Annotated in this window: 20 protein-coding genes and 1 riboswitch; of the genes, 5 read left to right on the plus strand and 15 right to left on the minus strand. The window is 65.3% G+C overall.

What is annotated here, in order from left to right; all coding sequences use genetic code 11:
• Positions 1-144 precede the first annotated feature (144 nt).
• The 4 genes from mdtD to rplM form a co-directional block, all read right to left on the minus strand.
• Entirely contained in the window at positions 145-1,587 is a 1,443-nt protein-coding gene (gene mdtD, locus ACF8LI_RS24140; RefSeq protein WP_043790458.1) for a multidrug transporter subunit MdtD, read from the minus strand.
• A gap of 116 nt (positions 1,588-1,703) precedes the next feature.
• Positions 1,704-2,078 carry an iron-sulfur cluster insertion protein ErpA gene (gene erpA / locus ACF8LI_RS24145; protein WP_016448458.1) on the minus strand — a complete coding sequence of 125 codons (375 nt, stop codon included), beginning with the start codon at positions 2,076-2,078 and terminating at the stop codon, positions 1,704-1,706.
• Positions 2,079-2,280: 202 nt separating this feature from the next.
• A complete protein-coding gene (rpsI, locus tag ACF8LI_RS24150; protein ID WP_012207710.1) occupies positions 2,281-2,673 on the minus strand; it encodes a 30S ribosomal protein S9 in 393 nt (130 codons plus the stop codon).
• A gap of 10 nt (positions 2,674-2,683) precedes the next feature.
• Positions 2,684-3,112, minus strand: coding sequence for a 50S ribosomal protein L13 (gene rplM, locus ACF8LI_RS24155; protein WP_012207711.1), 429 nt, complete (start codon positions 3,110-3,112; stop codon positions 2,684-2,686).
• A gap of 266 nt (positions 3,113-3,378) precedes the next feature.
• Between rplM and ACF8LI_RS24160 the strand changes: the two genes are divergently transcribed.
• Positions 3,379-4,251, plus strand: a complete 873-nt coding sequence (locus tag ACF8LI_RS24160) for a 23S rRNA (adenine(2030)-N(6))-methyltransferase RlmJ (RefSeq protein ID WP_017406717.1) — start codon at positions 3,379-3,381, stop codon at positions 4,249-4,251.
• Positions 4,252-4,257: 6 nt separating this feature from the next.
• On the opposite strand, the gene ACF8LI_RS24165 is transcribed toward ACF8LI_RS24160, so the two are convergent.
• The 11 genes from ACF8LI_RS24165 to ACF8LI_RS24215 form a co-directional block, all read right to left on the minus strand.
• Complete coding sequence (locus ACF8LI_RS24165; RefSeq protein ID WP_392414420.1) at positions 4,258-5,154, minus strand: septal ring lytic transglycosylase RlpA family protein; 897 nt, start codon at positions 5,152-5,154, stop codon at positions 4,258-4,260.
• A 78-nt stretch (positions 5,155-5,232) separates the two neighbouring features.
• A complete protein-coding gene (gene metF, locus ACF8LI_RS24170; RefSeq protein ID WP_016448461.1) occupies positions 5,233-6,060 on the minus strand; it encodes a methylenetetrahydrofolate reductase [NAD(P)H] in 828 nt (275 codons plus the stop codon).
• Positions 6,061-6,082: 22 nt separating this feature from the next.
• Complete coding sequence (locus ACF8LI_RS24175) at positions 6,083-7,300, minus strand: TlyA family RNA methyltransferase (RefSeq protein WP_047473874.1); 1,218 nt, start codon at positions 7,298-7,300, stop codon at positions 6,083-6,085.
• A gap of 158 nt (positions 7,301-7,458) precedes the next feature.
• Complete coding sequence (ahcY, locus tag ACF8LI_RS24180) at positions 7,459-8,889, minus strand: adenosylhomocysteinase (RefSeq protein WP_016448463.1); 1,431 nt, start codon at positions 8,887-8,889, stop codon at positions 7,459-7,461.
• A 70-nt stretch (positions 8,890-8,959) separates the two neighbouring features.
• A riboswitch (S-adenosyl-L-homocysteine riboswitch) is annotated at positions 8,960-9,044 on the minus strand.
• Positions 9,045-9,051: 7 nt separating this feature from the next.
• The gene (locus tag ACF8LI_RS24185; protein WP_016448464.1) at positions 9,052-9,786 is read right to left on the minus strand and encodes a response regulator; all 735 of its coding nucleotides are present in this window, start codon (positions 9,784-9,786) and stop codon (positions 9,052-9,054) included.
• 11 nt (positions 9,787-9,797) lie between these two features.
• Complete coding sequence (locus ACF8LI_RS24190) at positions 9,798-12,503, minus strand: sensor histidine kinase KdpD (protein ID WP_047218457.1); 2,706 nt, start codon at positions 12,501-12,503, stop codon at positions 9,798-9,800.
• A 34-nt stretch (positions 12,504-12,537) separates the two neighbouring features.
• Entirely contained in the window at positions 12,538-13,413 is an 876-nt protein-coding gene (locus ACF8LI_RS24195) for a TorF family putative porin (RefSeq protein WP_338500824.1), read from the minus strand.
• A gap of 82 nt (positions 13,414-13,495) precedes the next feature.
• Positions 13,496-15,580: a potassium-transporting ATPase subunit KdpB gene (kdpB, locus tag ACF8LI_RS24200; RefSeq protein ID WP_016452759.1), complete on the minus strand. Its 2,085-nt coding sequence runs from the start codon at positions 15,578-15,580 to the stop codon at positions 13,496-13,498.
• 3 nt (positions 15,581-15,583) lie between these two features.
• Complete coding sequence (kdpC, locus tag ACF8LI_RS24205) at positions 15,584-16,318, minus strand: potassium-transporting ATPase subunit KdpC (RefSeq protein ID WP_392414421.1); 735 nt, start codon at positions 16,316-16,318, stop codon at positions 15,584-15,586.
• Positions 16,319-16,389: 71 nt separating this feature from the next.
• The gene (kdpA, locus tag ACF8LI_RS24210; RefSeq protein WP_392414422.1) at positions 16,390-18,096 is read right to left on the minus strand and encodes a potassium-transporting ATPase subunit KdpA; all 1,707 of its coding nucleotides are present in this window, start codon (positions 18,094-18,096) and stop codon (positions 16,390-16,392) included.
• Positions 18,097-18,210: 114 nt separating this feature from the next.
• Complete coding sequence (locus tag ACF8LI_RS24215) at positions 18,211-18,309, minus strand: potassium-transporting ATPase subunit F (RefSeq protein WP_013800438.1); 99 nt, start codon at positions 18,307-18,309, stop codon at positions 18,211-18,213.
• 189 nt (positions 18,310-18,498) lie between these two features.
• Between ACF8LI_RS24215 and ACF8LI_RS24220 the strand changes: the two genes are divergently transcribed.
• From ACF8LI_RS24220 to ACF8LI_RS24235, 4 genes are all read left to right on the plus strand, one after another.
• Positions 18,499-19,914 (plus strand): hypothetical protein, encoded by a 1,416-nt coding sequence (locus ACF8LI_RS24220; protein ID WP_392414423.1) that lies wholly within the window; start codon positions 18,499-18,501, stop codon positions 19,912-19,914.
• A 146-nt stretch (positions 19,915-20,060) separates the two neighbouring features.
• Complete coding sequence (locus ACF8LI_RS24225) at positions 20,061-21,689, plus strand: peptide chain release factor 3 (RefSeq protein ID WP_252652932.1); 1,629 nt, start codon at positions 20,061-20,063, stop codon at positions 21,687-21,689.
• Between the two features lie 24 nt (positions 21,690-21,713).
• The gene (locus tag ACF8LI_RS24230; RefSeq protein WP_252652931.1) at positions 21,714-22,742 is read left to right on the plus strand and encodes an acyltransferase; all 1,029 of its coding nucleotides are present in this window, start codon (positions 21,714-21,716) and stop codon (positions 22,740-22,742) included.
• Between the two features lie 8 nt (positions 22,743-22,750).
• The gene (locus ACF8LI_RS24235; protein WP_252652930.1) at positions 22,751-26,254 is read left to right on the plus strand and encodes a hypothetical protein; all 3,504 of its coding nucleotides are present in this window, start codon (positions 22,751-22,753) and stop codon (positions 26,252-26,254) included.
• The last annotated feature ends 12 nt before the right edge of the window (positions 26,255-26,266 follow it).

Raw genomic sequence — 26,266 nt, forward strand, 5'->3', positions numbered from 1 at the left:
ATTAAGTCCAGCCCCGCCCAAACGCATAAGACGGCCTCGATATTTCCTATGCGGGCTGCCATATATCCTTGCCAAAAACAAGGGTAAACCCGCAACAAAAGTGTGGATTGCAGCGGTTCAGGGTGCAAAAGGCATGCACAGCCCTCACTCGTGCTCGGCCGGCACCAAAGGCTTGGGCCGCACATCCTCATCGTCGCCCAGCTGCGAGAAGATCATGGTCGAGGCCAGCGTCACCGCGCCCATGCAGACGAAGGTGGCGCGGAAGGCATTGAGGGTGTGCTGCGGCGTATCGCCGCCGAACCATTCGCTGAAACCGGCCAGCACCGCACCTGCGGCGGCCACGCCCATGCCCATGGCCAGCATCTGCACCATGGACAGCAGGCTGTTGCCGCTGCTGGCGTTGCCGGCATCGAGGTCCTTGAGCGTGACGGTGTTCATGGCCGTGAACTGCATGGAGTTGGTGGCGCCGAAGATCAGCAGCTGGACGATGACCACCCACAGCGGCAGCGCCGTGGAGACCGTGCCGAAGCTGGCAATCATCAGCGACAGCACCAGGGTGTTGCCCATGAGCACGCGGCGGTAGCCGATGCGCTGGATCAGCGTGGTGGTCTGGCGCTTCATGGCCATGCTGGCCAGCACCGTGGGCAGCATCATCATGCCGGCCTGCAGCGGCGAAAAGCCCAGGCAGACCTGCAGCACCAGCGGGATCAGGAAGGGCATGCAGGAGCTGCCCAGGCGCGAGAACAGATTGCCCAGCAGGCCCACGCGCAGGCTGCGCACGGCGAACAGCTCGGGGGCGAACAGCGGGTCTGGCCGGCGCAGCGCGTGCAGCCAGTAGGCGGCCAGGCTCGCCAGGCCGAAGATCAGCAGCACGAAGACCATGGCGCCGTGGATGCCCTTGCCCGACATGCTGTCCAGCGCCAGCGACACGGCCACCATGCCGAAGGCCAGCAGCGCATAGCCCACGCCGTCGAAGCGCTTGACGGCGAAGCGGTCGCCCACGGGCATGAAGCGCAGGGTAGCGGCCAGGCCGATCAGGCCCACGGGCACGTTGACCAGGAAGATCCAGTGCCAGCTCACGTACTCCACCATCCAGCCGCCCAGCGTGGGGCCGATCAGCGGCCCGACCAGGCCGGGAATGGCCACGAAGCTCATGGCCTTGAGGAACTGCTCGCGCGGGAAGGCGCGCAGCACGGCCAGCCGGCCCACGGGCATGAGCAGCGCACCGCCCATGCCCTGCAGCACGCGTGCAGCCACCATCAGCTGCAGGTTGGGAGCAATCGCGCACAGCACCGATCCCAGCACGAACAGCGCAATCGCCCACAGGTAGACGCGCCGCGTGCCGAAGCGGTCGGCCATCCAGCCCGATGCCGGGATCAGCATGGCCATGGTCAGCGAATAGGCGACGATGACGGACTGCATGCGCAGCGGGCTCTCGCCCAGGGCCTCGGCCATGGTGGGCAGCGCGGTATTGACGATGGTGCCGTCCAGCGTCTGCATGAAAAAGCCGATGGCCACGAGCCATAGGAGCACCGAACGCGAGGAGGATGTGGTGGAGGCGGAAGCGCTTTTGTCTTCAGGAATCATGGCAAGGCAGGGAGGGCGCAGGCGTTAAAAAACCGCCTGCGCATTGCTGCGCGGCGGTTGGTGGCGTGTTGTGCGGCGGGCTGCTGTGGGCTTCACTGCAGCGCGGCCGACAAGGCTTACACCGAGAAGCTCGATCCGCAGCCGCAGGTGGTGGAGGCGTTGGGGTTCTTGATCACGAACTGCGCGCCCTGCAGGTCTTCCTTGTAGTCGATCTCGGCACCCACCAAGTACTGGTAGCTCATGGCGTCGATCAGCAGCGACACGCCATTCTTGGTCATGGTCGTGTCGTCTTCGTTGGTGATCTCGTCGAAGGTGAAGCCGTACTGGAAGCCCGAGCAGCCGCCACCTTGCACGAACACGCGCAGCTTCAGGTCAGGGTTGCCTTCCTCGGCGATCAGATCGGCCACCTTGGCAGCTGCGCTGTCGGTGAAGACGATCGGGGTGGGCATTTCGGCGGTGGTGGTTTCGGTGATTTCTGCGACGGCGCTCATGGGGATACTCCGAAGTTCTCAATTGGCCCGAATGGTACAGCAAAGGGCTCGGGAATTCCGGGGGCTGCCGGCTTGACGACAGTGCAAGTGGGGGCATTGCCCACTGAATGAGAAAGGTTTGCATCGCCCAGAAAAAAACCGCCGGCAAAGGCGGTTTTTTTCTGGGGAAAGCCCCGGGGGACTTTCCTGCAGTGCCAGCGGATTAACGCTTGGAGAACTGCTTGGCGCGGCGTGCGGAGCGCAGGCCGACCTTCTTACGTTCGACTTCACGAGCGTCACGCGTCACGAAGCCGGCTTGGCTCAGGACGGGCTTGAGCGCTGCGTCATAGTCGATCAGGGCGCGGGTGATGCCGTGGCGGGTAGCGCCGGCCTGGCCGGATTCACCACCACCGTGGACGTTCACTTGAATGTCGAAAGCTTCCAGGTTGCTCGTCAGAGCCAGGGGCTGCTTTGCGATCATGATCGAGGTTTCGCGGCCGAAGTATTCCTGAATGTCCTTGCCATTCACGGTAATCTTGCCGGAGCCCTTCTTCAGGAACACGCGTGCGACGCTGGATTTGCGACGGCCGGTGCCATTGTTCCAATCACCAATCATCTAGGTCTCCTTAGATTTCCAGAGCCTTGGGCTGCTGGGCGGTGTGGGGATGCTCAGCACCGCCGTACACCTTGAGCTTCTTGATCATTGCGTAGCCCAGGGGACCCTTGGGCAGCATGCCCTTGACGGCCTTTTCCAGAGCGCGGCCGGGGAACTTGGCCTGCATGTCGCGGAAGTTGGTGGCAGTGATGCCGCCGGGGAAACCAGAGTGGCGGTAGTACACCTTGTCCAGGTTCTTGGTGCCGGTGACCTTGAGCTTGGAGGCGTTGATGATGACGATGAAGTCGCCGGTGTCAACGTGAGGTGTGTAAATGGCCTTGTGCTTGCCGCGCAGACGGAGTGCCACTTCGCTGGCGACACGTCCGAGCACCTTATCGGTGGCGTCAATCACAAACCACTCGTGTTGCACCTCAGCGGGCTTTGCGCTGAATGTAGACATGAGTTTTCTCTTTCAAGAAAGGTTTGGCGGGCCCTTTTCCGCGGTCGGTGCTTCTTCAAAAAGGAAGCCTCTTAGGCGGGGATGTAAACTTCGCCGCGGGACCCATAAAATCGCTGCGAAGCCCGCCATTATACAAAACTGGCGCAACCGCACCATCCCCCGATCCGCAAGTCCCCGGCAGCCCTCGCCGCGAGGCGCCAGCGCCGGGCAACCTTGCAGCCGCCATGGGTGTCCACCCGCCAGCGCGGCTGGTTACCATCACGCCTATGTTCAGTTACCGCCACGCCTTCCATGCAGGCAACCATGCCGATGTGCTCAAGCACACCGTGCTGATCGCCACCCTGCAATACCTCCTCCAGAAGGAGGCCGCCCTTACGGTGCTGGACACGCACGCCGGCGCCGGCCTGTACCGTCTGGATGGCGACTATGCCAACAAGAGCGGCGAGGCCGCAGACGGCATCCTGCGCCTGGCCCAGGCCAAGGAGTCCGAGCTGGCCCCGGTGCTGCAGGCCTACATCGCATCGGTGCGTTCCTTCAACCAGGGAGCGCAGCTGCGCAACTATCCGGGCTCGCCGTTCATCATCCAGTCCCTGCTGCGCGTGCAGGAGCGCGACAAGCTCAAGGTCTTCGAGCTGCATCCCACCGACATGCGCTCGCTGGCCGGCAACATTGCCCAGCTCGAAGCGGGCCGCCAGGTGGCCGTGCTGCACGAGGACGGCTTCGAGGGCATCAAGAAATTCCTGCCGCCGCCGTCGCGCCGAGCCCTGGTGCTGTGCGACCCCAGCTACGAGCTCAAGAGCGACTACGCCAAGGTGCTGGACATGGCGGCCGACAGCCTCAAGCGCTTTGCCACAGGCACGTATGCGTTCTGGTATCCGATCATCCCGCGCCCCGAGGCGCACGATCTGCCGCGCCGCCTGAAGACCATGACCACCAAGGCCGGCAGGAGTTGGCTGCATGTGGAGCTCACGGTCAAGAGCAACAAGACCTCGGAGCGCGGCGGCCTGCCGGCCAGCGGCATGTTCCTGATCAATCCGCCGTTCAATCTCAAGGAACAGCTCAAGCCGGCCATGCCGCAGCTGGTCAAGCTGCTCGGTCAGGACGAGAACGCGGCCTTCACGCTCGAATCCGGCGGCTGAGCCCGTTCAGCGCGCGTTCGAGGCCGCAGAGGCCACTGCGGTGGACGAGGCAGCGGCGGGCGCCGCAGCCTTCGCCACCGGCTTGGCGGCAGGGACGGCACGGCTGGCCACGGCCGTGCGTGCATTGGGCCTGGGGGCAGGCGCCTTGGCCTGGACACGCGAACGCACTGGCGCCTTGGCCTGAACCCGGGTCCGTGCCTGTGTTGTCTGTGCCTGTGCCTTGGCCTGCTGCGTCTTCTCGATGGACTTGGCCTTCCTGGCCGTGACCAGGGTTTCGGGGCATTCCTGCTCACCATCGTCGAGCTGCCACAGCTCCACGGGCTTGATGCCCAGGCCGACCATGCCCAGCTCCTGGGCTGCGGCCTGGCTCAGATCGATCACGCGGCCAGGCGCAAACGGCCCGCGGTCGTTGATGCGCACCACCACTGTCTTGCCCGTGGCGGCGCTGCGCACGCAGACGCGGCTGCCGAAGGCAAAGCTGCGGTGCGCGGCCGTCAATTCTTCCTTGTCGAAACGCTCGCCGCTGGCGGTCAGCCGGCCATGCAGGCCCGGGCCATACCAGGAGGCCAGGCCTTGCTGGTCGCTGTCGCGCGAGGGCACGAGGGCGAAATCGGGATTGGAGGGAGCCTCGGCACTGTCTTCGGGCGAGGCCGACTCGGAGGGCTTGGCATCCGGGGATTTGCTGGCCGGCTGCGCGGCCCGCGATGTGCGGCCACCGCGCTTGCCGGCCGAGGGCACGGCCGCTGGCGTCTGGCCTTCATCCATTGCCGCCGCACCTGCGGTCAGGGCGCCGGACTCGGCATCGCTTTGTGCCACGGGAGCCGGCGCGCAGCCGGCCAGGGTGGCGGTGATGGCGCACATGGCCAGCCAGCGCCAGTGCAGGCGTCGAAAACCACGATCCATGGGCAAAAACCTCCAGGGAACGCCTGACCGTTCCCAAGTTCTAGAGGGTCGCCCGGGGCCGGCGCAGTGGCTGCGCGCTCAAAGGCCCAATCGATCGCAGATTTCCAGCGTGGCGACGCTCTGGTTCATCGTATAGAAGTGCAGCCCGGGAGCGCCCTGGCTGCGCAACTGCTCGCATAGACGGGACACGACATCGAGGCCGAAGGCGCGAATGGACGCCGTGTCATCTCCGTAAGCCTGCAGACGCAGGCGGATCCAGCGCGGGATCTCGGCGCCGCAGGCGTCCGAGAAGCGCATCAGCTGCGTAGAGCTGGTGATGGGCATGATGCCGGGAACAACCGGTGCATCAAGCCCCATGCCGCGCGCCGCATCAACGAAACGGCAGTAGGCGTCGGCATTGTAGAAATATTGGGTGATCGCGGAATCCGCGCCAGCGCGCACTTTAGCCGCAAACGCATCCAGATCGGACTGTGGGGATTTCGCCTGCGGATGGACCTCCGGGTAGGCCGCCACCTCGATGTGGAACCAGTCGCCGAACTCGCGGCGGATGAATTCCACGAGATCGCTGGCGTACTGGAATTCGCCACCCAGGCCATAGCCGCTGGGCAGGTCGCCGCGCAGCGCGACGATGCGGCGCACGCCCATGGCCTTCAGCTCCTGCAGTTCGGCGCGCACCTTGTCGTGCGTGGCGCCCACGCAGGAGAAATGCGATGCCGCGCTGACGCCTTCGTTCTGGATGTCACGCACCATGGCGAAGGTGCCCGTCTGCGTGGAGCCGCCCGCGCCATAGGTGACGGAGCAGAACTGGGGCTTGCGCGCATAGAGGTTCTTGCGCACCTGCACATGCTTGGTCGCGCCCTCGGGCGTCTTGGTCGGGAAGAACTCGAAGCTGATCGGAAAGCTCATGTAAGACTCGCTGCTCAGTGTTTCATTCGTTGCGTTTGCGCAGCTTGGCGCGGCCCGGACCGGGCACGCCGAACTCGGTACTGGTGTCGATCACACGCTCGTTGCGCTGCTCGCGCAGCACGGTGCGGGACACGCGCTTAGGCGCGGCCGGCTTAGGCGCGGCCGGCTTAGGAGCGGCCTTCACGGCCGAGCGGGGCTCGTCGTCGTCCTGCGTTTCAGGCTGCTCTGGCTCCTTCACCACGGCCGCCTGCTGGGCATGCACGAAGAATTCGCGGTTGCCGTCGCCGCCTTCGATGGCCGACTCCATCCAGCCCTTGACCTCCAGGCCCAGCTCGCCCAGGCAGGTGCGGATGCGCTGCTCCACCTCGGTGAACAGGGCCGCATCGCGCACGATGCCGCCCTTGCCGACCTGGCCCGGCTGCAGCTCGAACTGCGGCTTGACCAGCATCAGCAGCTGGCCATGCGGCTTGAGCAGGCGCGTGACGGCCGGCAGCACCAGGGTCAGAGAGATGAAGGACAGATCGCCCGTGACGAAGTCGAACTGCGGCGTGATGTCCACGTCGGCAAACTCGGCGCGGCGGCGGCGCTGCGTGGCCACCGTGCCCTCATCGCGCGCCTTGCCCTTGGCCGCGCGCTCGGCCTTGAAGGCCTCGATCTCGTTTTCCTTGGCGTCGTCGCTGTCGTCGTAGTCCTCGTCGACCACGCCGCCGTTGCGCATCCAGGCATAGGGCGCCACGGGCTGGGTGTCGTTGTCGTCGGGATCTTCTTCCCAGCGTTCGGACAGCACTTCCTCGCAGGCCTCCTGCAGGCCCTCGGCCGTCACCGCGCGGGCATTGACGCCTTCGACGCAGATCACGCGCGCATCCGAGCGCAGCCGGTCATGCAGCTGGCCATGGCCCACGTCCACGCCGATGACCTGGGCGGCGCCTGCCTGCAGCAGGCAGTCGGTGAAACCGCCCGTGCTCTGGCCCACGTCCAGGCAGCGCAGGCCGTCCACCGACAGCTTGGTGGCCGCCAGCGCGCCTTCCAGCTTCAGCCCGCCGCGCGAGATGAACCGGGCCTCGGCCCCGTCCAGCAACTGCAGCTCGGCACCTGCGGGAATCTCGTCACCGTTCTTGGCGACCTTCTTCCACGGCGTCAACGGCGTCATGCGCCACTGCACGCCACCCGCAATCAGCCGCTGCGCCTGCGAGCGCGTGGCCGCATGGCCGGCTTCCACCAAAAATACATCTGCGCGCATAGCGTCGCTCCAGGAAATCTCAGTTGACTAATGCCCGAAACCGGCGCGACCCAACTCAGGGACGCCAAGCAAGGGCCGCCCCGCAGCGAGGGCGTCGCCCCCCCTCCCCCGCGAAGCGGATAGAGAGGGGGAAGGCGCGTCAGCGCCTCAGGGGGTGCTTAGTAGCGATAAGTTTCGGGCTTGTAGGGACCCTGCTTGCTCACGCCGATATAGGCAGCCTGGCCGTCCGTCAGCTCGGTCAGCATGGCGCCGACCTTCTTCAGGTGCAGGCGAGCAACCTTCTCGTCCAGGATCTTGGGCAGCACGTAGACCTTGCCGACCTCGTAGGCATCGGGCTTGGTGAACAGCTCGATCTGGGCGATGGTCTGGTTGGCGAACGAGGCGCTCATCACGAAGCTGGGGTGGCCGGTGGCACAGCCCAGGTTCACCAGGCGGCCCTTGGCCAGCAGGATGATCTTCTTGCCGTCAGGGAAGGTGATGTGGTCCACCTGGGGCTTGATCTCTTCCCACTGGTACTGCTCGATGGAGGCGACGTCGATCTCGTTGTCGAAGTGGCCGATGTTGCAGACGATGGCTTCGTTCTTCATGGCCACCATGTGCTCGTGGCGGATGATGTCGCGGTTGCCGGTGGTGGTCACGAAGATGTCGGCCTTGTCTGCCGCCCACTCCATGGTCACGACCTTGTAGCCTTCCATGGCGGCCTGCAGGGCGTTGATGGGATCGATCTCGGTGACCCAGACCTGGGCCGACAGCGCGCGCAGCGCCTGGGCGCAGCCCTTGCCCACGTCGCCGTAGCCGGCCACCACGGCGACCTTGCCGGCGATCATCACGTCGGTGGCGCGCTTGATGCCGTCCACCAGCGATTCGCGGCAGCCGTAGAGGTTGTCGAACTTGCTCTTGGTGACGGAGTCGTTGACGTTGATGGCGCGGAACTTCAGCGTGCCCTTGGCCGACATCTCGTTGAGGCGGTGCACGCCGGTGGTGGTCTCTTCGGTCACGCCGATGATGTGGGCGCTCTTGCGCGTGTACCAGGTGGGGTCCTGGGCCAGCTTGGCGCGGATGGCGGCGAAGGCGATCTTCTCTTCCTCGGAGGCGGGGTTGTCCAGCACGGACAGGTCCTTTTCGGCGCGCATGCCCAGGTGCAGCAGCATGGTGGCATCGCCGCCGTCGTCCAGGATCATGTTGGGGCCTTCGCCTTCGGTACCGGCGGCGCCGAATTCAAAGATGCGGTGGGTGTAGTCCCAGTAGTCGGCCAGCGATTCACCCTTGATGGCGAACACGGGCGTGCCCGTGGCGGCGATGGCGGCGGCGGCATGGTCCTGCGTCGAGAAAATGTTGCACGAGGCCCAGCGCACGTCGGCGCCCAGGGCCTTGAGCGTCTCGATCAGCACGGCCGTCTGGATGGTCATGTGCAGCGAGCCGGCGATGCGCGCGCCCTTGAGCGGCTGTGCCGCGGCGAATTCCTCGCGCGTGGCCATCAGGCCGGGCATTTCGGTTTCGGCGATCAGGATTTCCTTGCGGCCCCAGGCGGCGAGGGAAATGTCAGCGATGGCCGTGTCGGCGGAAACGGGACGAACAGCAGCGTTCATGGTTTTCTCCAAAAGATGAATGAAAAACCACGTTCTGCGGGAGACGAAAAAAAGCTCACCGCACAGAAAGCGTGGGCGAGCGTCGTTGCAGGTATGACTCCGAGCCTCGCAGACCGCATCTGGTGAATGGGCCTGCTGCAACGCTCCTCGGAGAGGCGCTGATTATACCGATCCCGGGGATGCCTCACCGCCCAGCCCCACAAGCCGGTAGCCCACCTGCAGCTCGGTCACCAGGTGGCGCGGCTGGGCCGGCTCGTCCTCGATCTTCTGGCGCAGATTGGCCATGTGCACGCGCAGGTAATGGGCACGGCCCAGGTATTCGGGTCCCCAGACCTGCAGCAGCAGCTGGCGGTGGGTCATCACACGGCCCTGGGCGGCGATCAGCGCCGCCAGCAGGCGGAATTCGATGGGCGTGAGGTGCACCGGCTGGCCCGCACGCCGCACCTCGTGCGTGGCCAGGTCCACCTGCACCTGGCCGAAGTGCACCTGGCTGGATGCAACTGCGCCGCCTGCGGCCCCCAGTTGCTGGCGGCGGCGCAGCATCACACGCAGCCGGGCCAGCAGCTCGGGCACACCGAAAGGCTTGACCAGGTAATCGTCTGCGCCGGCGTCCAGGGCGGCCACCTTCTCGTCCTCGCGCTCGCGCGCGGAGAGCACGAGCACGGGAACGGAGGACCATCCGCGCAGCTCGGTGAGAACCTGCTTGCCGTCGGCATCCGGCAGGCCCAGGTCGAGGATGACCAGATCGGGCTGGCGGCTCGCCGCCTCGATCAGGCCCCGGCGCGCGCTGTCGGCCTCGAAGACCTGCCAGCCCTCGTCCTCCAGCACCAGGCGCACGAAGCGGCGGATGCCGGGGTCGTCCTCGATCATCAGGATGCGGTTGGTGGGCGTGCTCATGGCGCAAGACTCTAATCGAGCAATGGCTGCTCCGGCACCGGAAAGCGCAGCGTGAACACGGTGCCGGGGCCTGGGCGCGCGGCAGCGGCCTCGATGCGCCCGCCATGGGCCTCGACAATGCTGCGCACCAGCGCCAGCCCCAGGCCTATGCCCGAGACGGTGGACTCGGCCGTGCCGCGCGTGAAGGGCTCGAACAGCGTCTCCACGGGCAGGTGTGGCGGCAGGCCGGGCCCGCCATCCTGCACGGCCACAAGCACCTCGCCGTCCTGTTCGCGTGCGTGGATGGTCAGCGGCGTGCCGGCCGGCGTGTACTTGGCGGCGTTGTCCAGCAGGTTGACCAGCACGCGCTCCATGAGCACGGGATCGAGCTGCAGCAGCGGCAGGCTGGCGGGCACGTCGGTGCTCACGGGATGCTCGTGCAGGCGCGCGCGCATCTGGCGCAGCGCGCTGCCGACCACTTCATCCAGCGGCAGCCATTCGCGCTGCAGGTGCACGCCGCCTTGCTGCAGGCGCGCCATGTCCAGCAGGTTCTCCACCAGTCGCTGCATGGCCTGGGCCTGGATGCGGACCTGCTCCAGCATGTCGGCTGCGCCGCCCGGCGGCACATGGCGCTGCGCGGCCTCGGCCGCGCCCAGGATGGTGGTCAGCGGCGTGCGCAGGTCGTGCGAGACGGCCGACAGCAAGGTGTTGCGCATGCGCTCGCCCTCCATGGCGATCTGGGTCTGCTGGGCCACGGCCACGAAGTGCTGACGCTCCAGCGCCAGCGCCACCTGGCTGGCACACGCCTCCAGCAGGCGCTGCTCCTCGGGCACCTCCAGGCGCTGGGGCGCACGCAGCTGCAGCACCAGTACGCCCCGCATGCGCACGGGCGCCGCCAGCGGCACGTAGCGGGCCGGCGCGGCCGGCAGCGTGTCCGTGCCCTGGCCGGCCTGCTGACCGTGGTCCATGGCCCAGCGCGCAATGCTGTCGTCCATGGGGCAGGAGCCGCCGCCGGCGGGGCGCAGGCGCTCGTCGGCATCGGGCAACAGCAGCCCGGCCTGGGCGTCGAACACGCCCGAGACCGTGCTCAGCGCAATCTCCACCACCTGCTCCTGCGTGAGCGCGCCCGAAAGGTCGCGCGCCAGCCGCGCCAGGGCGCCCGCGCGCCGCTCGCGCTCGGCCGCCACGCGCGCCTCGTGGCGCAGCCGCGCCATGAGCTGGCCGCAGACCAGGGCCACGCCCAGCATCAGCACGAAGGTGAACAGGTACTGCGTGTCGTTGACATGGAAGGATCCGCGCGGGGGCACAAAGAAAAAGTCGAAGCACAGTACCGACAGCAGCGCCGCCCAGGCGCCCGGGCCACGCCCCCAGCGCAACGAAGACAGCACGACGATGAGCAGGAACAGCATCACCACGTTGGCCGGGTCGAAGATGCGCAGCAGCTGCTCGGCCAGCACCGTGGCGGTCAAGCAGGCCAGGGTCACACCGGCATAGCCCTTCCAGGGCAGCGGCCTGCGCCGCAGCGGTGCGGCAGGCGCGGCCTCGGTCCGGGCCGCGCTGGAGCCCCCGGAGAGCACCAGCACGTCGATGTCGGGATGCAGCTGGACGATGCGGTCGGGCAGGCTGCGGCCCCACCAGCGCCAGGGCGACCATGCCGGGCGCGGCGGCTGGGCCAGCACCAGGCGGCTGGCGTTGCGCTCGCGCGCGAAGGCAACCAGGGCCTCGGCCACATCGGCGCCCGGCAGCGTGGCCGTCTCGGCCCCCAGGCGTGCGGCCAGGGCCAGGGTCTTGAGCACGGCGGCCTGCACGCTGCGTGGGCGGTGCTGGCGCTGGGGCGCGTCCACGTACACCACCATCCAGCCAGCATCCAGCCGGCGTGCCATGCGCGCCACCTGGCGCACCAGGGCGTCGTCGCCCGCATGACCTGCCACGGCCACCAGCAGGCGCTCACGCGCAGGCCAGACCGTGCCTATGGAGCGCTCGCGCCGGTAGTCGCGCATGTCCTCGTCCACGCGGTCGGCCGTGCGGCGCAGTGCCAGCTCGCGCAGCGCCAGCAGGTTGCCGCGCCTGAAGAAGTTGCGCGAGGCCCGCTCGGCCTGCTCCATCATGTAGACCTTGCCGTCCTTCAAGCGGCGCAGCAGCTCGTCGGGCGAGATGTCGACGACGATGACCTCGTCGGCATCGTCGAAGATCTGGTCGGGCACGGTCTCGCGCACCGTGATGCCGACGATGCCGCCCACCACGTCGTTCAGGCTTTCCAGGTGCTGCACGTTGATCGTGGTCCAGACATCGATGCCTGCGTCCAGCAGCTCCTGCACGTCCTGCCAGCGCTTGGGATGGCGTGAGCCTGGCGCATTGCTGTGCGCCAGTTCATCGAGCAGCAGCACGCGCGGACGCCGCGCGAGCGCCGCATCCAGGTCGAACTCGCGCAGCGTCCGTCCCTGGTGCGGCAGCTCGCGCAGCGGCAGTTGCTCCAGGCCATGCAGCTGCTGCGCCGTTTCCTTGCGGCCATGGGTTTCCACGAGTCCCACCAGAACCTCGCGGCCCCCCTGGCGTTCGCGCTGGGCGGCGGCCAGCATGGCGTAGGTCTTGCCCACGCCTGCATTCGATCCGAAGTAGATGCGCAGCTTGCCCCGCCCCTCCTGCGCCCGCTCATGGCGCAGGCGCGCGACCAGGGCGTCGGGATCGGGACGCGGCAGACCGGGCGGCGCCGGCTCGGCAGAGGACGAAATGGGCATGGTTCTCAGCCTAGCACCAGAGCGTGCCCCCACACTAGAACGCCGCCGACAGCGACAGCACCCAGCCGCTGCGGCCCAGGCTTTGCATCTGGCCTGCCGCATTGGCCGCGCGGTAGTAGCGCGTGTCGGCCGAGGTGCCGGCCCAGGCCAGCGTGGCCGTCCATGGCCCCCAGCTGCGGGCCAGCGAGACGCGCCAGTCGGCGTACGACAGTTCGCTGTAGTTGCGCACCTGCGTGTGGCCGGCATGCAGGCCCAGCACCGCCCAGTCACCCAGCGGATGCTGGTAGTTCAGGTCCAGATAGCTGCTGCCGCGTGAGCTGCCGCTGCCGGGAAGAGCCTCGGCAAAGGCCGTGGCCGCCGTGCTGTCGCGCAGGCCGAAGTAAGGCGTCAGCGCCAGCGACCATTTGGCGCTGAAGCCGCCGTGGGTGACGCCCAGATAGGCCTCGGTGGTGTCGTAGCGCACGCCGCCGCTGCCATCCCCGCGGGGCACGCGCGCGCCGGGGTAGTTGTAGTGCAGCAGGCCGATGTCGCCTGTCCAGCCCGGCAGCAGCTCGGTGCGCCAGCCGCCGTACAGGTCAAGCTCCAGCGCGCGGCCGTCCAGATAGCTGTGGCGCGACACGCTGGAGCCGGACACGCCCAGGTAGGCGCCGCGCGGCAGCGACAGCTCCAGCCCGCCCTGCAGCGCCGGCCCCATCCAGCTTTGCGAGATGCCACGGAAACGGTAGTCGCTGAGCAGCGCCACGCTGCCGGTGAGCGCGTAGGCGGGTGCGGGCGATTGCTGGGCATCGGCACTGGCAGCGTTGACGGGAGAGGTCTCGGCATGGGCATGGCAGGACGCAGCCGCCAGCGACAGCAGTGCAGCCAGCGAGGCACGGGTGAAGAAGCGGGGGACGGCACAAGCGGCCGTCATGGAAGAAGCGGATTTCATCTTGGTTTTTGTACAGAGAAAGCAAGGCGGTGCCTGCCCGGGCGGGCAGGCTTGCCGCCAAAGATCAGGCCAGGCCGAAAGCCACCAGCAGCATGTCGATCAGCTTGATGCCGATGAAGGGGACGACCAGGCCCCCCAGTCCGTAGACCAGCAGGTTGCGCCGCAGCAGGGCCGAGGCGCCGATGGCGTGGTAGGGCACGCCACGCAAGGCCAGCGGTATCAGGACGATGATGATCAGCGCGTTGAAGATCACGGCGCTCAGGATGGCCGAGCCCGGGCTGGCCAGTCCCATGACATTGAGCGCCGACAGCTGCGGATACGTGCCCACGAAGGCGGCCGGGATGATGGCGAAGTACTTGGCCACGTCGTTGGCCACGCTGAAGGTGGTCAGCGCGCCGCGCGTCATCAGCATCTGCTTGCCGGTCTCCACGACCTCGATGAGCTTGGTCGGGTTGCTGTCCAGGTCCACCATGTTGCCGGCTTCCTTGGCCGCCTGGGTGCCGCTGTTCATGGCCACGGCCACGTCGGCCTGGGCCAGGGCGGGTGCGTCATTGGTGCCGTCGCCGGTCATGGCCACCAGCCGGCCTGCGGCCTGGTGTTCGCGGATCAGGCGCAGCTTGTCCTCGGGCGTGGCTTCGGCAAGGTAGTCATCCACGCCGGCCTCGGCCGCAATGGCGGCGGCCGTGAGCGGATTGTCGCCCGTGATCATCACGGTCTTGATGCCCATGCGGCGCAGCTCGGCAAAGCGTTCGCGTATGCCGTGCTTGACCACGTCCTTGAGCTCGATCACGCCCAGCACGCGGGCGCCATCGGCCACCACCAGCGGCGTGCTGCCGCGCCGCGACACATCCTCCACCACCTTGAGCATGGCGGGCGGGAACTTGCCGCCCATGGCTTCGACGTGGCGGCGCACGGCGTCGGCCGCGCCCTTGCGCAGGCTGCGCGTGCCGCCGTCGGGCTGCGGCATGTCCACGCCGCTCATGCGCGTCTGGGCCGTGAAGGGCACGAAGACGGCATGCAGGGTTGCCAGGTCACGCTCGCGCAGGCCATGCATTTCCTTGGCCAGCACGACCACGCTGCGGCCCTCGGGTGTCTCGTCGGCCAGTGATGCCAGCTGCGCCGCATCGACCAGCTGCGCGGCCGTCACGCCGGGAGCGGGCAGGAATTCGCTGGCCTGGCGGTTGCCCAGCGTGATGGTGCCGGTCTTGTCCAGCAGCAGCACGTCCACGTCGCCGGCCGCCTCCACGGCGCGGCCCGAAGTGGCGATCACGTTGGCCTGCATCATGCGGCTCATGCCTGCCACGCCAATGGCCGACAGCAGGCCGCCGATGGTGGTCGGGATCAGGCACACCAGCAGGGCGACCAGCACCGTCAGTCCCACGACCTGCCCGCTGCCCGTCAGCTCCACCGCAAAGGCCGAATAGGGCCGCAGCGTGACGATGACCAGCAGGAACAGCAGCGTCAGTCCGACCAGCAAGATGGTCAGCGCCAGTTCGTTGGGCGTCTTGTGGCGGCGGGCCGACTCCACCATGGAGATCATGCGGTCCAGGAAGGACTCGCCGGGGTTCACGGTGATCTGCACCACCAGCCAGTCCGACAGCACGCGCGTGCCGCCGGTGACCGAAGAGAAGTCGCCGCCGGCCTCGCGGATCACGGGGGCCGATTCGCCGGTGATGGCGCTCTCGTCCACCGAGGCCACGCCCTCGATCACCGTGCCGTCCAGCGGTATGGTGTCGCCGGCCTCGACCAGCACCCACATGCCCGAGCGCAGTTCTTCCGCACCCACGGGATGCCAGCGGCTTTGGTAGCTGGCCTGCTCCAGCTTCTTGGCGACCGTGCTGCGCTTCATGCTGCGCAGGCTCGCGGCCTGGGCGCGGCTGCGCCCCTCGGCCAGCGCCTCCGCAAAATTGGCGAACAGCACGGTGAACCACAGCCACAGCGCAATGGCCAGGATGAAGCCCGCAGGCGCCTCGCCCTCGCCCGCCAGGGCCTGGGCCCAGAGCAGGCTGGTGAAGATGGCGCCCAGATAGACCACGAACATCACCGGGTTGCGCCATTGCGCGCTCGGTGCCAGCTTGCGGATGGAGTCACCCAGCGCCTGGCGCACCAGCGAAGGATCGAACAGGGACAAAGCAGTTTTGCGCGACATGGCTTACTCCTTGGCGGCATTGGCTGCCGCAGGCTGCAGCGTCGCGGCCGAGAGATCGTCCAGCGCCAGATTCAACTGCAGCACGTTCACGCGCGGCTCACCCAGCAGGCCCAGAACGCGCGGCTGCATCTGCTGGCGCAGCAGTTCCTGGACCTTGGCCACAGGCAACTGGCGCTCGCGTGCCACGCGCGGCAGCTGCAGCTCGGCATTGGCCACAGAGATGTGCGGATCCAGGCCGGAGGCCGAGGCCGTCACGGCATCCACAGGCACAGCGGCATCTGCCGCCAGACCATTGAGTTCGCGGTAGGCCGCCACGCGCGCCGCCACGGACTCCTTGAGCGCCGCGTGGGTCGACCCCTGGTTGGTGGCAGCCGACAGCGCGGCGTTGTAGGGCGCGGCCACCGTGGCATCGGCCTTGTCGGGATCCGGCGCCGTGGTGGCGCTGGGCCGACCCTGGAAATAACGGGGCGAAGCGAACTCCTGCCCGATCAGGGACGAGCCCACGACCGAGCCCTGGCGCGTGATCAGGCTGCCATTGGCGGCCTTGGGAAACGCGGCCTGGGCCACGAGCGTGGTGACCAGCGGATACGCCAGGCCCGTGACCACGGCGACGAACAGCGCCGACCGCAGGCTGGGGCCGAACAGCGAGCGCAGCCCGCCGGCATCGGTCTGGGATGGAACCTGCGCATCGGTGCGCAGCACCGGCAACGGGCCGGAAGTGTGTGTTTGAACTTGCATTTCGGAAACCTCCGCCGCGCTGCTGTGTCAGGCACAGCAGGCGGCCAGGAAAAAAACGGGCTCAGGGGTGCTCAGGGATAGACCTGTCCTGACAGCATCTGCAGTTGCTCGACCACAGGACCCAGGGCCAGCGAAGGCAGGAAGGTCAGTCCACCGACCACTACCACCACGAAGACCAGCAAGCCCATGAACAGCGGCGTGGCCGTCGGGAAGGTGCCCGGCCCCGCAGGCACGGTGGGGTTGGCCGCCAGGCTGCCGGCCAGGGCCAGCATGGGCAGCAGTGTCAGATAGCGGCCAGCCAGCATGGCCAGGCCGATGGTGGTGTTGAAGAACGGCGTGTTCGCATTCAGGCCCGCAAAGGCCGAACCGTTGTTGGCCGTGCCCGAGGCATAGGCATAGAGCACCTCCGAGAAGCCGTGCGGCCCCCGGTTGGTCAGACTGGCCATGGTGTCGGGCCAGACCGCAGCCAACGCCGTGAAGCCCAGGATGGAGATCGGGTGCGCCATCACGGCCAGCATCACCAGCTTGATCTCTCGCGCCTCGATCTTCTTGCCCAGGAACTCGGGCGTGCGGCCGATCATCATGCCGGCCAGGAAAACCGTGAGGATGGCGTACTGCAGCAGGTTGATCAGGCCCACGCCGTCGCCGCCGAACACACAGTTGAGCATCATCTGCGCCAGCGGCACCAGCCCGCCCAGGGGCGTCAGCGAGTCATGCATGGCATTGACCGAGCCCGTGGTCGCGGCCGTGGTCGTGGTCACGAACAGCGCCGTATCGGCGATGCCGAAGCGCAGCTCCTTGCCCTCCATGTTGCCGCCCGGCTGGGTGGCGCTGATCTGCTGGTCGGCACCTGCGGCCGTGAGCAGCGGATTGCCGGCCTGCTCGGCCGTGAACACCAGCGCCAGAAAGCCAACGAACATCACCAGGCAGGCGCCGAACAGCACCCAGCCCTGGCGACGGCGCAGCAGCATGGAGCCAAGCGCATAGGTCAGCGCCGACGGGATCAGCAGCATGCCCAGGATGTGGAATGCGTTGGTCAGCGGCGTGGGGTTCTCGAACGGATGGGCCGCATTCATGCCGAAGAAGCCGCCACCGTTGGTGCCGATGTGCTTGATGCTCTCCAGGCTGGCCACGGGGCCGAGAAGAATCTGCTGGCGAGCGCCCTCCAGCGTCGTCGCCCAGACCTGGCCATCCAGCGTCTGAGGCACACCCTGCCACACATAGACCAGGGCCACCACAAAGCTCAGCGGCAGCATCACGCGCCAGAGCATGCGCACATAGTCCACCCAGTAGTTGCCCAGGTCCGAGGCACTGGAGCGCGCCAGGCCGCGGATGACACCCGCCGCGGCGACCACGCCCGTGGTCGCGCCAGCGAACATCATGAAGGTGATGGCCACCATCTGCGTGGCGTTGGACAGGCTGCTCTCGCCCGAATACGCCTGCCAGTTGGTATTGGTCACAAAGGACACGGCCGTGTTGAAGGCCAGGTCCGGTGTCTGCGCCGCATTGCTCAGCGCATTGAGCGGCATCCAGCCCTGCAGGCGCAGCAGCGCATAGCCCAGCAGCAGCATGGCGCCGTTGGACAGCAGCAGCGCCAGCCCGTAGCGCTGCCAGCCCATGCGCTCGGCCGGGTTCACGCCCAGGGCGCGAAAGCTCAGCCGCTCGATCCAGGCATGGTGCTCACTCGTGAAGCAGCGTGCCAGCCACTGCCCCATGGGCACGGCCAGCGCCGTCATCAGCAGCAGCACCAGTGCATATTCCATCCAGGTCAACCACATGGCGGTCTCCTTTCAGGCAGTCAAATCCGGCCCAGCGCCGCCACGAAGGCCAGCAGGCCCCCGAAGCAGCCCAGGCTCAGGGCGATAAAGATCAGGTCTTGCATCTGCGCCACCTCAGAACTGTTCGGGCCGCAGCAATGCGTATCCGAGGTAGACAAACACAGCCAGGGCGCCCAGGGCGCCCAGCCATCCGGTGATTTCGGTCAGGGTCATAGGGATTTCTCCCGCATCGGCGCCGCATGGCGGCACCTGTTGTTGCGATGGGGAAAACTCTAGGGCCGGGGCTGTCAAAAGCGGATTGAGATTGCGACGTGCCGTATCAAGACGGCATCAAGATGTCCACCGATGCCTCTTGTCGAATGGTTCAGAACCCCGCCCTTCACGCTCTGCCATCCCACCCTTATGACTCCTGCACTCCAAGTGAAAAACACTTCTACGACAGCCCAGGCAACCGATGGCAGGACTTTCCTGGGTTTCTGGGGCTTGCTCAGCCTCCTGTACCTGGGATGGCTGCTGATCTTCTGGCCCGGCTTGCTGGGCGAGGACAGCGCGGCCGTCCTCATGGAAGTGGACAACCCGGACAAATTCCGTTCCGGCAAGGGTGTGCTGTGGTACTACTTCGTACGTATTACCTACGGTGCCACCCACTTGGTGGAAGTACCCATCATCGCGCTGATATTGCTGTGCGCCATGTTCTTCGCCCGCATGCTGGCCTGGTACTGGACCTCGCGGCACCGCGCGCTGTGCGTTTTTCTGCTGCTCTTCATCTGCGCGGCGCCGCACATGGTCTATTTCACAGGCACGCTGTACCCGGACGCCATCTTCGCCGTGGCTTCTTGCGCGCTGCTCTTCGAAATATGGCTGCTGTGCAGCCGGCGCCAGCACAGCTGGGCGTCCCTTGCGATGATTGCCCTTGCCTTGCCCTTGGCCGTGTTCGTGCGCGCCAACGGGATCGTTTTCCTGGCACCTGCCATGCTCGCCCTGTTTCTCGCCGACCTTCGCAGCCGCTGGTATCTCGGGACCATCATCGCGTTCTGGTGCGCCACGGTCTATGCAGGAACCCAATTGCACAAATCGACCGCGCAAAGCGCCACGGATTCACTGGTCCTTTTCGAGACCGTCAAGCTACTCCAGCCCAGGGCCATGAACGATCTATGGCAAAAGCAGCCCCTCATGAACGACCCGTGGGTGCTGCAGGAGCCCAAGCTTTCCGCGCGCACCCTGGAAATCCTCGACAGCTATCGCCCGCGGGACCTGATGCTCGCATATTCGGATCCAGCCTATTGGGACATGCTCGTCTTCCATCCATCAGGACCCCAGCTCCTGGGCCTACCCGATGAGCAGCGCAAGGAGTTGGTACGCGAATTTTTCCGCTACAACCTGTGGCACAACCTGCCGGACGTGGCGGCCAGCCGTGTGAACGTTTTTTTGGCTGCAGCCCTTGCGCAGGGTGGTTTTCCTGCGCTCGACTATGCGCAATACGTCCTGAAACGCACCCAGGCACAGTCACAGATGCGCCGGTTCGGGCTGGACCGGGCAGAACAGGCACTGCGCACCGTGCACAGATATAGCTACGCGTGGCGGTGGCTGCTGTGGACACCTTGGCTGGGCATGGGCCTGCTGGCAATGCTGCTGTGGCGCAGTTGTCGCCGCAAGGAACTGCCAGCCCTGCTTGTGACAATTCCCCTGGCGTTGCAACTGGCCGGTATCGCTGCATTCGCCTCGGCGGGCGAGTATCGTTACTTATTGCTTTTCTTTGCCATGCCGCTGGCACTCATTCCCATATTGGTTTCGTCGGCACACGAAAGCAGGTCGTAACAGTCCCCAGGCAGCAGGTCAATGCACAGGCCAATCCGGGACACCATGCAAAAGCCATCTCTTGCCCACGCTCTGTAAAATGCTCCGATTCGCCACGGGTGCCAGACGCCCGTGCGCTCTCGACAGCCCATCTCCTGGATTCCCCCTTGACTTACGCCCTGGAAACCCGGCGCCGCCGGACTTTTGCCATCATTTCCCACCCCGACGCGGGCAAGACCACGCTGACCGAGAAGCTGCTGCTGTTCTCGGGCGCGATCCAGATCGCGGGCGCCGTCAAGGGCCGCAAGGCCAGCCGCCACGCCACCTCCGACTGGATGGAAATCGAAAAGCAGCGCGGCATCTCGGTGGCCAGCTCGGTCATGCAGATGAGCTACCGCGACCATGTGGTCAATCTGCTCGACACCCCGGGCCACAAGGACTTTTCGGAAGACACCTACCGCGTGCTCACGGCCGTGGACTCGGCGCTGATGGTGATCGACGCCGCCAACGGCGTGGAATCGCAGACCCGCCGCCTGATCGAGGTCTGCCGCCAGCGCGACACGCCCATCATCACCTTCGTCAACAAGATGGACCGCGAAGTGCGCGATCCGCTGGACATTCTTGACGAAGTGGAGCGCGAGCTGGGCATGCCCTGCTCCCCCGTCACCTGGCCCGTGGGCCAGGGCAAGCAGTTTGGCGGCATCATCAACCTGCTCACCCAGACCATGACGGTGTTCCAGCCTGGCAGCGAACGCCGCCCCCAGGACTTCGAGGCCATCCCCCTGGCCGAGGCCGACAAGCTGCGCGCGCGCTTCGGGCAGGCCTTTGACGACGCGCTCGACAGCATGGAACTGGCCCAGGGCGCCTCGGCCCCCTGGGACCATGAGGCCTTCCTGGCCGGCAAGCTCACGCCGGTCTTCTTCGGCTCCGGCGTGAACAACTTCGGTGTCATGGAAGTGCTGGATGCCGTGGTCGACATGTCGCCCCCGCCCGGCCCCCGCAAAAGCTCGCTGCTGGTCAACAAGCAGCCTGTGGAAAAGATCATCCACCCCGAGGACGAAGGCTTCTCCGGCGTGGTCTTCAAGGTCCAGGCCAACATGGATGCCAACCACCGTGACCGCATCGCCTTCGTGCGCGTGGCCTCGGGCAAGTACACGCCCGGCATGAAGATGAAGGTGCAGCGCACCGCCAAGGAACTGCGCCCCACCTCGGTCGTGACCTTCATGAGCCAGCGCCGCGAAGCCGTGGAAGAAGCCTATGCGGGCGACATCATCGGCTTCACCACGCACGGCGGCGTTCAGTTGGGCGACACCATCACCGACGGCACCAACCTCCAATTCACGGGCCTGCCCTTCTTCGCCCCGGAAATGTTCATGACCGTGGTGCTCAAGAACCCGCTGCGCACCAAGCAGCTGCAGCAGGGCCTGATGCAGCTGGGCGAGGAAGGCGCCATCCAGGTCTTCAAACCCGAAGCCGGCGGCAACATGCTGCTGGGCGCCGTGGGCCAGCTGCAGTTCGAAGTGGTGCAGCACCGCCTGAACACCGAATACGACTGCGACATCCGTCTGGAAGGCTGCCAGTACACGGCCGCCCGCTGGATCACGGCCGACACCCCGGCCGAGCTGCGTGAATTCGAGAACGCCTACCCGCTGCGCATGGCGCGCGATGCGGCCGACACGCTGGCCTATCTGTGCACCTCGCCCTATGACGTGCGGCTGGCGCAGGAGCGGTTTCCGAAAATCCATTTCCATCCGCTGCGCGAGCATGCAGGACTGGCGTTGCAATCCGGAAACTGAGCACAGGCAAGCCAGACGACAGGCATGACATCAAGCACTCCCGACCTCCTGCGGCCCGCTTCCCATACCAACAACTTCGATGCCATCCGAATCGTGGCGGCCCTGGCGGTTCTCGTCAGCCACCACCACGCCCTCATCGGGCAATTCGAGCCATTGGTCCTGGGCATACATTCGCTGGGTGGCTTCGCGGTGCTGGTTTTCTTCGTGGTCAGCGGCTACCTCGTCGCGTCCAGTTGGAACAACGACCCGCACCTCATACGCTTTGCCCTGAGGCGCGCCCTGCGCATCTGGCCTGCACTGACCGTTGTCGTCGTCGTGACGGCCTATGGCCTGGGCGTATGGCTTACCAGCCTGCCGACAAGGGACTATCTGCAAGACAGCGCGACCTCCGGGTATCTGTCCAACATTTGGCTGCATGGAAAGGCCGGACTTCCAGGCCTTTTCGAGAACAACCCTCTGAAGGGTGCGGCCAATGGGTCCATATGGACGATTCCCTACGAGGTGCAGTGCTATGTCATCCTGGCCTGCGCGGGGTTGCTGGGTGCGCTGCGTATTCGCACGGTTTGGGTTCTGGCCGTCCTGGTCACCACCATCTGGTACCAGGTTAAATATGGACCCGATTTTCACGCCGACTGGAAGCTGAAGCGTGAAATGATGGTGTATTTCATCCAGGGTTCTGCCATTGCCGTGCTTCAACCCTACTGGAGCAAAAAGCCGCTGCTGTGGATGATGGTGTTGACGAGTACCGGTATCTGCACCTGGTTTGCAGGATTCCGCTATCTCGCCTTGATGATAGCCCTGCCCTATCTGCTGATTTATCTCGGAATGCAGTCAACCCCCATTCTGCGCAAGTTCGGTCGATGGGGAGACCCTTCCTACGGACTTTATCTGATTGCCTTCCCTGTACAGCAAACCGTGGTTCATTTTTTCTGGCCCTCCATCGGCTCGACGGCTGTTCTGGCACTCTCCATCGCCATCACCACGGCTCTGGCCTATGCCTCGTGGCATGGCATAGAAAAAAGAGCACTGAAAATCAAGCCCCGCAAACCGTAGCCTGCACCATGCTCAGAAGCCCGCAACGAAGATTCCTCCTGTTACTGACTTTCCTGGGTATTGCCTACGCGCTCTGGCTGCTGGCTTTCTGGCCCGGTGTTCTGGGGCAGGACAGCTTGGCGATCATGCTGGAGGTGGAAACCGACAGAGTGGCCCAGGCGGGCAAGCCTGCATTCTGGTATCTCTACAACCTCTGGCTCTACGGGCCATGGCGACTCGTGGAAGCCCCCATTATCGTGCAGATGTGCGTCAGCACCATCGTGAGCGCGCGCATCCTGAGCTGGATGCTGGGCCAGCGCCTGTACAAAAGCTTCTGGTACTGCCTTTTCTTTGTCACGCTCGCCCCGAGCGTGCTCTATTACTCCATAGCACTGTATTCCGATGGAATCTATGCCATGGCCATGATGGGCATGCTTTTCGAAATATGGCTTTGCTACCGTGCGCGGCGCATTGATGCGGTGGCGTGCGGCATGCTGGCCCTGACAATTCCCTTTGCATTGTTCGCCCGCCCCAATGGGTTCATCAATACCATCGGCTTGGTCGCACTGTTCTTTGTCCTGCCACGCCTTCATCGATGGAAGCTGCTGGCCGTGACACTGCCATGGTGCGCCATCGCATTGTTCGCCAACACCCAATACAAATACCACACACCCATTGGCAGCGTCTTCCCGCTTGCACTGTATGAAACCGTCGGTTTCATGGAGCACAGACCCATGGGCTTGTGGGAGTACGACAAGCCCCGCATATCCGATAAATCGGTGGAAGCGCTGACTTCCACGGGAAAATCCCTGGCCCACATACTGAAGTTCCACGACCACTACTATTGGGACCCGCTCATCTTCAGCGACGAGGGCCCCGCGCTTTTGCACCTTCCCAAGCAGGCAAAGAAGACAATTGTCAAAGAATTCTTCAAATACAATCTTTGGCATAACTTCCCCGCCTTCATGGCAAGCAGGGTCAATATATTCACATACGCCGCCCTCGCCAATGGCGGACTTCCGCCTCCCGAAGCCGCGCAATATATTCTTTCGCAAACAAAATCGGAATCATCCGTTCTATTCCGGGAGTTGCTGTCGCACCAGATTTTGATGCCATGGTACAACTTCGCGTTGGAATATCGCGCAATATTCTGGGCGCCTTGGCTGGGACTTTTCCTCATTCTGGCCACCACCGCGAAGGCATGGCGCCTGCGGGATCGAAGCGGTCTCGTCGTGTGCAGTGTCTTCGTTCTGCAACTGACTGCCGTCTTCTTCTTCTCTATTGCCGGAGAATATCGATACCTTCTTTCCTTCTTCACGGCGCCGCTCGTGCTGCTTCCGGTATTTACGAGCCTGTCGTCAAGTCCATCCAGCACGGCAGCCACCCCGTCCGGAAATGTAAAAAAAATTTCCGACAAATTACCACAAAGCGGCGCTTCCGGCCCATCGATTAGAATCAAGAATTCTCTTTCCCACAGACTGATTCGTTCCAACGAAAAATCGCAGCTCTGGCCTAGAATATTGGCCTCAAATTTCATGCGGCGCAAATTAGGATTCTATTTTTCAGTGCTATGGCTGGCTTTCGTGCTGATTGCGGCGACCAAGCGCCTGATCCGGTTCTTCCCCCCGCCAGATGCCGAAATCAACGGTGATGCGTACTGGACCTACCTGCCCAATGCCCGCAAGCTGCTGGACCAGCCCTGGACTTTTCTGACCACGGATCCCTCCAGCTACCACGTCGCTCCTCTGGGCTACATGTGGGCCGCCCTGTGGGATGTGGACCCGGCACGCATTCAGCTGGCCAACTGCGTGCTGTTCCTTACATGCATCCTGCTGATGTGGCGTTGCGCCATCCTGCTGGGAGGCCTGTGGGCCGGTGTTGTGGCAACCGCTCTGCTGGTCTTCTTCCCGGTGCTGGCATCTTTCGTCCCTCAGGTGCTGACGGAATCGCCGTATCTGTTCGGTCTGATGCTGTGCACCACGGCCGCCACCGAGTACGCGCTGGGCAACCGCCGCCCCCGCATGATGCTGGGCCTCTTCGCCGCCGGGCTGACGATCACCCTGCTGTCGCGGCCCGTGCTGCAGCTTTTTGCACTGGGTGGCCTGATCGCCGCGCTGGCGTTCACCATACTCTGCGCGCGCCGTGCCCATCCAACCAGGGGCGTCATGGCCCGGCTGGCGAAGTACATCAATCATCGGCTGTGCGTGGCCTTGCTGGCCGCCCTGCTGCTGCCTGCCGCCGTGGTCGTGAAGAACGGCCTGTGCTTTGGGGTCTGGGGCCTTGGCACCGGCGCCGGATCCGGGCTTTACTACGGTCTCAGTCCGTTCAAGATGGGATTGGAGCCTGTGTACTCCGGCTTCAAATACGACGCAGGCATCACTCCTCTCACCGCCGCCCCCCACACCCGGGGCAATCCGCTGCACAGCGACGCCGACCGCGTCAATGCACGGGTGGCGATGGACATCGCAAAAAACACCTCGCTGCAGGATAACGCGTCGTTCTTTGCGGGAAAGCTCAAGGCATGGCTGTTCTACAGCACGCCCGAGCTGCGCATAGCATCCAAGCTGCGCAGCCTCAGAACCTTCGAATGGTTGGCCATCGTCCTCGCAGCCCTGGCCCTGGCCCTACGAACCCTGGGAGCCAGACGCGCGCCCGCGCAAGCCCGACAGCCACTGCCCGGACCCCAGGGGACGGACGGTGAAAAGCTGGTGGTGCTATCGCTGCTGCTGCTGCTGGTCCTGGGCATGGCCCTGCAACTGACCCCCGTGCTCTACAACACCCGCTACAACCTCTTTTTCCTGGAGCCCTGGCTGATGCTGCTGTGCGGTGTCAGCATCGCCGTTCTGCTGCAATGGCCCGCCGGCCCGATGCGCGGCGGGACGGCAGGTGCCCGCACGTGGTGGCGGAAATGGCTGCCTGGGAAGATCCTCGTCGCCGTGCTCCTGGCAGCACTGCCTCCGGCACTGACCCGCCATGCGGTTCGCCACGAAACCTGGAACATGAACCCCTACCGTCCCGGCCCCGTGCAGACCTTGCTGGACCGGGATGCCATGGGTCCCGTGCGCGCCGTCAATGCCACGGCATTGCAGGACGACCAATGGCGCCTGGAGGCCAGCCCGGCCACCTTGCTCATCCCGCTGCGCGTGATGGACGCCGCCGCTCTGGCGCCCCACAGCATCCTGGATGCCATATGGCGACTGCGGTTCGCAGTCTCCGCACCGGAAGCGCCGCGCGCATGCCGCAAAGCGGCATTGCAGCTGTCCAACGGGCACCAGCCCCAGGGCTGGTACACGCCGGAAGCCGCACTGCCCATTCAATTGGACGGGGAGCCCCACACATATGCATTCCATGGCAATGACAATCTGCGTCCGGCAGGCGACGGCGATCTGCTGGTGAGCTTCAACTGCCCGCCAGGCACCGTCGTGACCTGGCATGGCGCGGAACTGCTAAGGTCCACGCTTCCCGAAGCCGCTCGCGCGTTGATACAGCAAGGCGTGCCCATCGACCCCTACTACCGCCACGAACCTCGCTGACGCCCTCGTCCA

It is taken from the genome of Delftia sp. WSY_12 (assembly GCF_043104645.1).
GTDB classification, from domain to species: domain Bacteria; phylum Pseudomonadota; class Gammaproteobacteria; order Burkholderiales; family Burkholderiaceae_C; genus Comamonas; species Comamonas tsuruhatensis.

What these genes read in the sequence shown, in the direction of transcription:
- mdtD (WP_043790458.1), bottom strand. Translation starts at nt 1,587, where the DNA reads ATGATTCCTGAAGACAAAAGCGCTTCCGCCTCCACCACATCCTCCTCG.
- erpA (WP_016448458.1), bottom strand. Translation starts at nt 2,078, where the DNA reads ATGAGCGCCGTCGCAGAAATCACCGAAACCACCACCGCCGAAATGCCC.
- rpsI (WP_012207710.1), bottom strand. Translation starts at nt 2,673, where the DNA reads ATGATTGGTGATTGGAACAATGGCACCGGCCGTCGCAAATCCAGCGTC.
- rplM (WP_012207711.1), bottom strand. Translation starts at nt 3,112, where the DNA reads ATGTCTACATTCAGCGCAAAGCCCGCTGAGGTGCAACACGAGTGGTTT.
- ACF8LI_RS24160 (WP_017406717.1), top strand. Translation starts at nt 3,379, where the DNA reads ATGTTCAGTTACCGCCACGCCTTCCATGCAGGCAACCATGCCGATGTG.
- ACF8LI_RS24165 (WP_392414420.1), bottom strand. Translation starts at nt 5,154, where the DNA reads ATGGATCGTGGTTTTCGACGCCTGCACTGGCGCTGGCTGGCCATGTGC.
- metF (WP_016448461.1), bottom strand. Translation starts at nt 6,060, where the DNA reads ATGAGCTTTCCGATCAGCTTCGAGTTCTTCCCGACCAAGACGCCCGAG.
- ACF8LI_RS24175 (WP_047473874.1), bottom strand. Translation starts at nt 7,300, where the DNA reads ATGCGCGCAGATGTATTTTTGGTGGAAGCCGGCCATGCGGCCACGCGC.
- ahcY (WP_016448463.1), bottom strand. Translation starts at nt 8,889, where the DNA reads ATGAACGCTGCTGTTCGTCCCGTTTCCGCCGACACGGCCATCGCTGAC.
- ACF8LI_RS24185 (WP_016448464.1), bottom strand. Translation starts at nt 9,786, where the DNA reads ATGAGCACGCCCACCAACCGCATCCTGATGATCGAGGACGACCCCGGC.
- ACF8LI_RS24190 (WP_047218457.1), bottom strand. Translation starts at nt 12,503, where the DNA reads ATGCCCATTTCGTCCTCTGCCGAGCCGGCGCCGCCCGGTCTGCCGCGT.
- ACF8LI_RS24195 (WP_338500824.1), bottom strand. Translation starts at nt 13,413, where the DNA reads ATGACGGCCGCTTGTGCCGTCCCCCGCTTCTTCACCCGTGCCTCGCTG.
- kdpB (WP_016452759.1), bottom strand. Translation starts at nt 15,580, where the DNA reads ATGTCGCGCAAAACTGCTTTGTCCCTGTTCGATCCTTCGCTGGTGCGC.
- kdpC (WP_392414421.1), bottom strand. Translation starts at nt 16,318, where the DNA reads ATGCAAGTTCAAACACACACTTCCGGCCCGTTGCCGGTGCTGCGCACC.
- kdpA (WP_392414422.1), bottom strand. Translation starts at nt 18,096, where the DNA reads ATGTGGTTGACCTGGATGGAATATGCACTGGTGCTGCTGCTGATGACG.
- ACF8LI_RS24215 (WP_013800438.1), bottom strand. Translation starts at nt 18,309, where the DNA reads ATGACCCTGACCGAAATCACCGGATGGCTGGGCGCCCTGGGCGCCCTG.
- ACF8LI_RS24220 (WP_392414423.1), top strand. Translation starts at nt 18,499, where the DNA reads ATGACTCCTGCACTCCAAGTGAAAAACACTTCTACGACAGCCCAGGCA.
- ACF8LI_RS24230 (WP_252652931.1), top strand. Translation starts at nt 21,714, where the DNA reads ATGACATCAAGCACTCCCGACCTCCTGCGGCCCGCTTCCCATACCAAC.
- ACF8LI_RS24235 (WP_252652930.1), top strand. Translation starts at nt 22,751, where the DNA reads ATGCTCAGAAGCCCGCAACGAAGATTCCTCCTGTTACTGACTTTCCTG.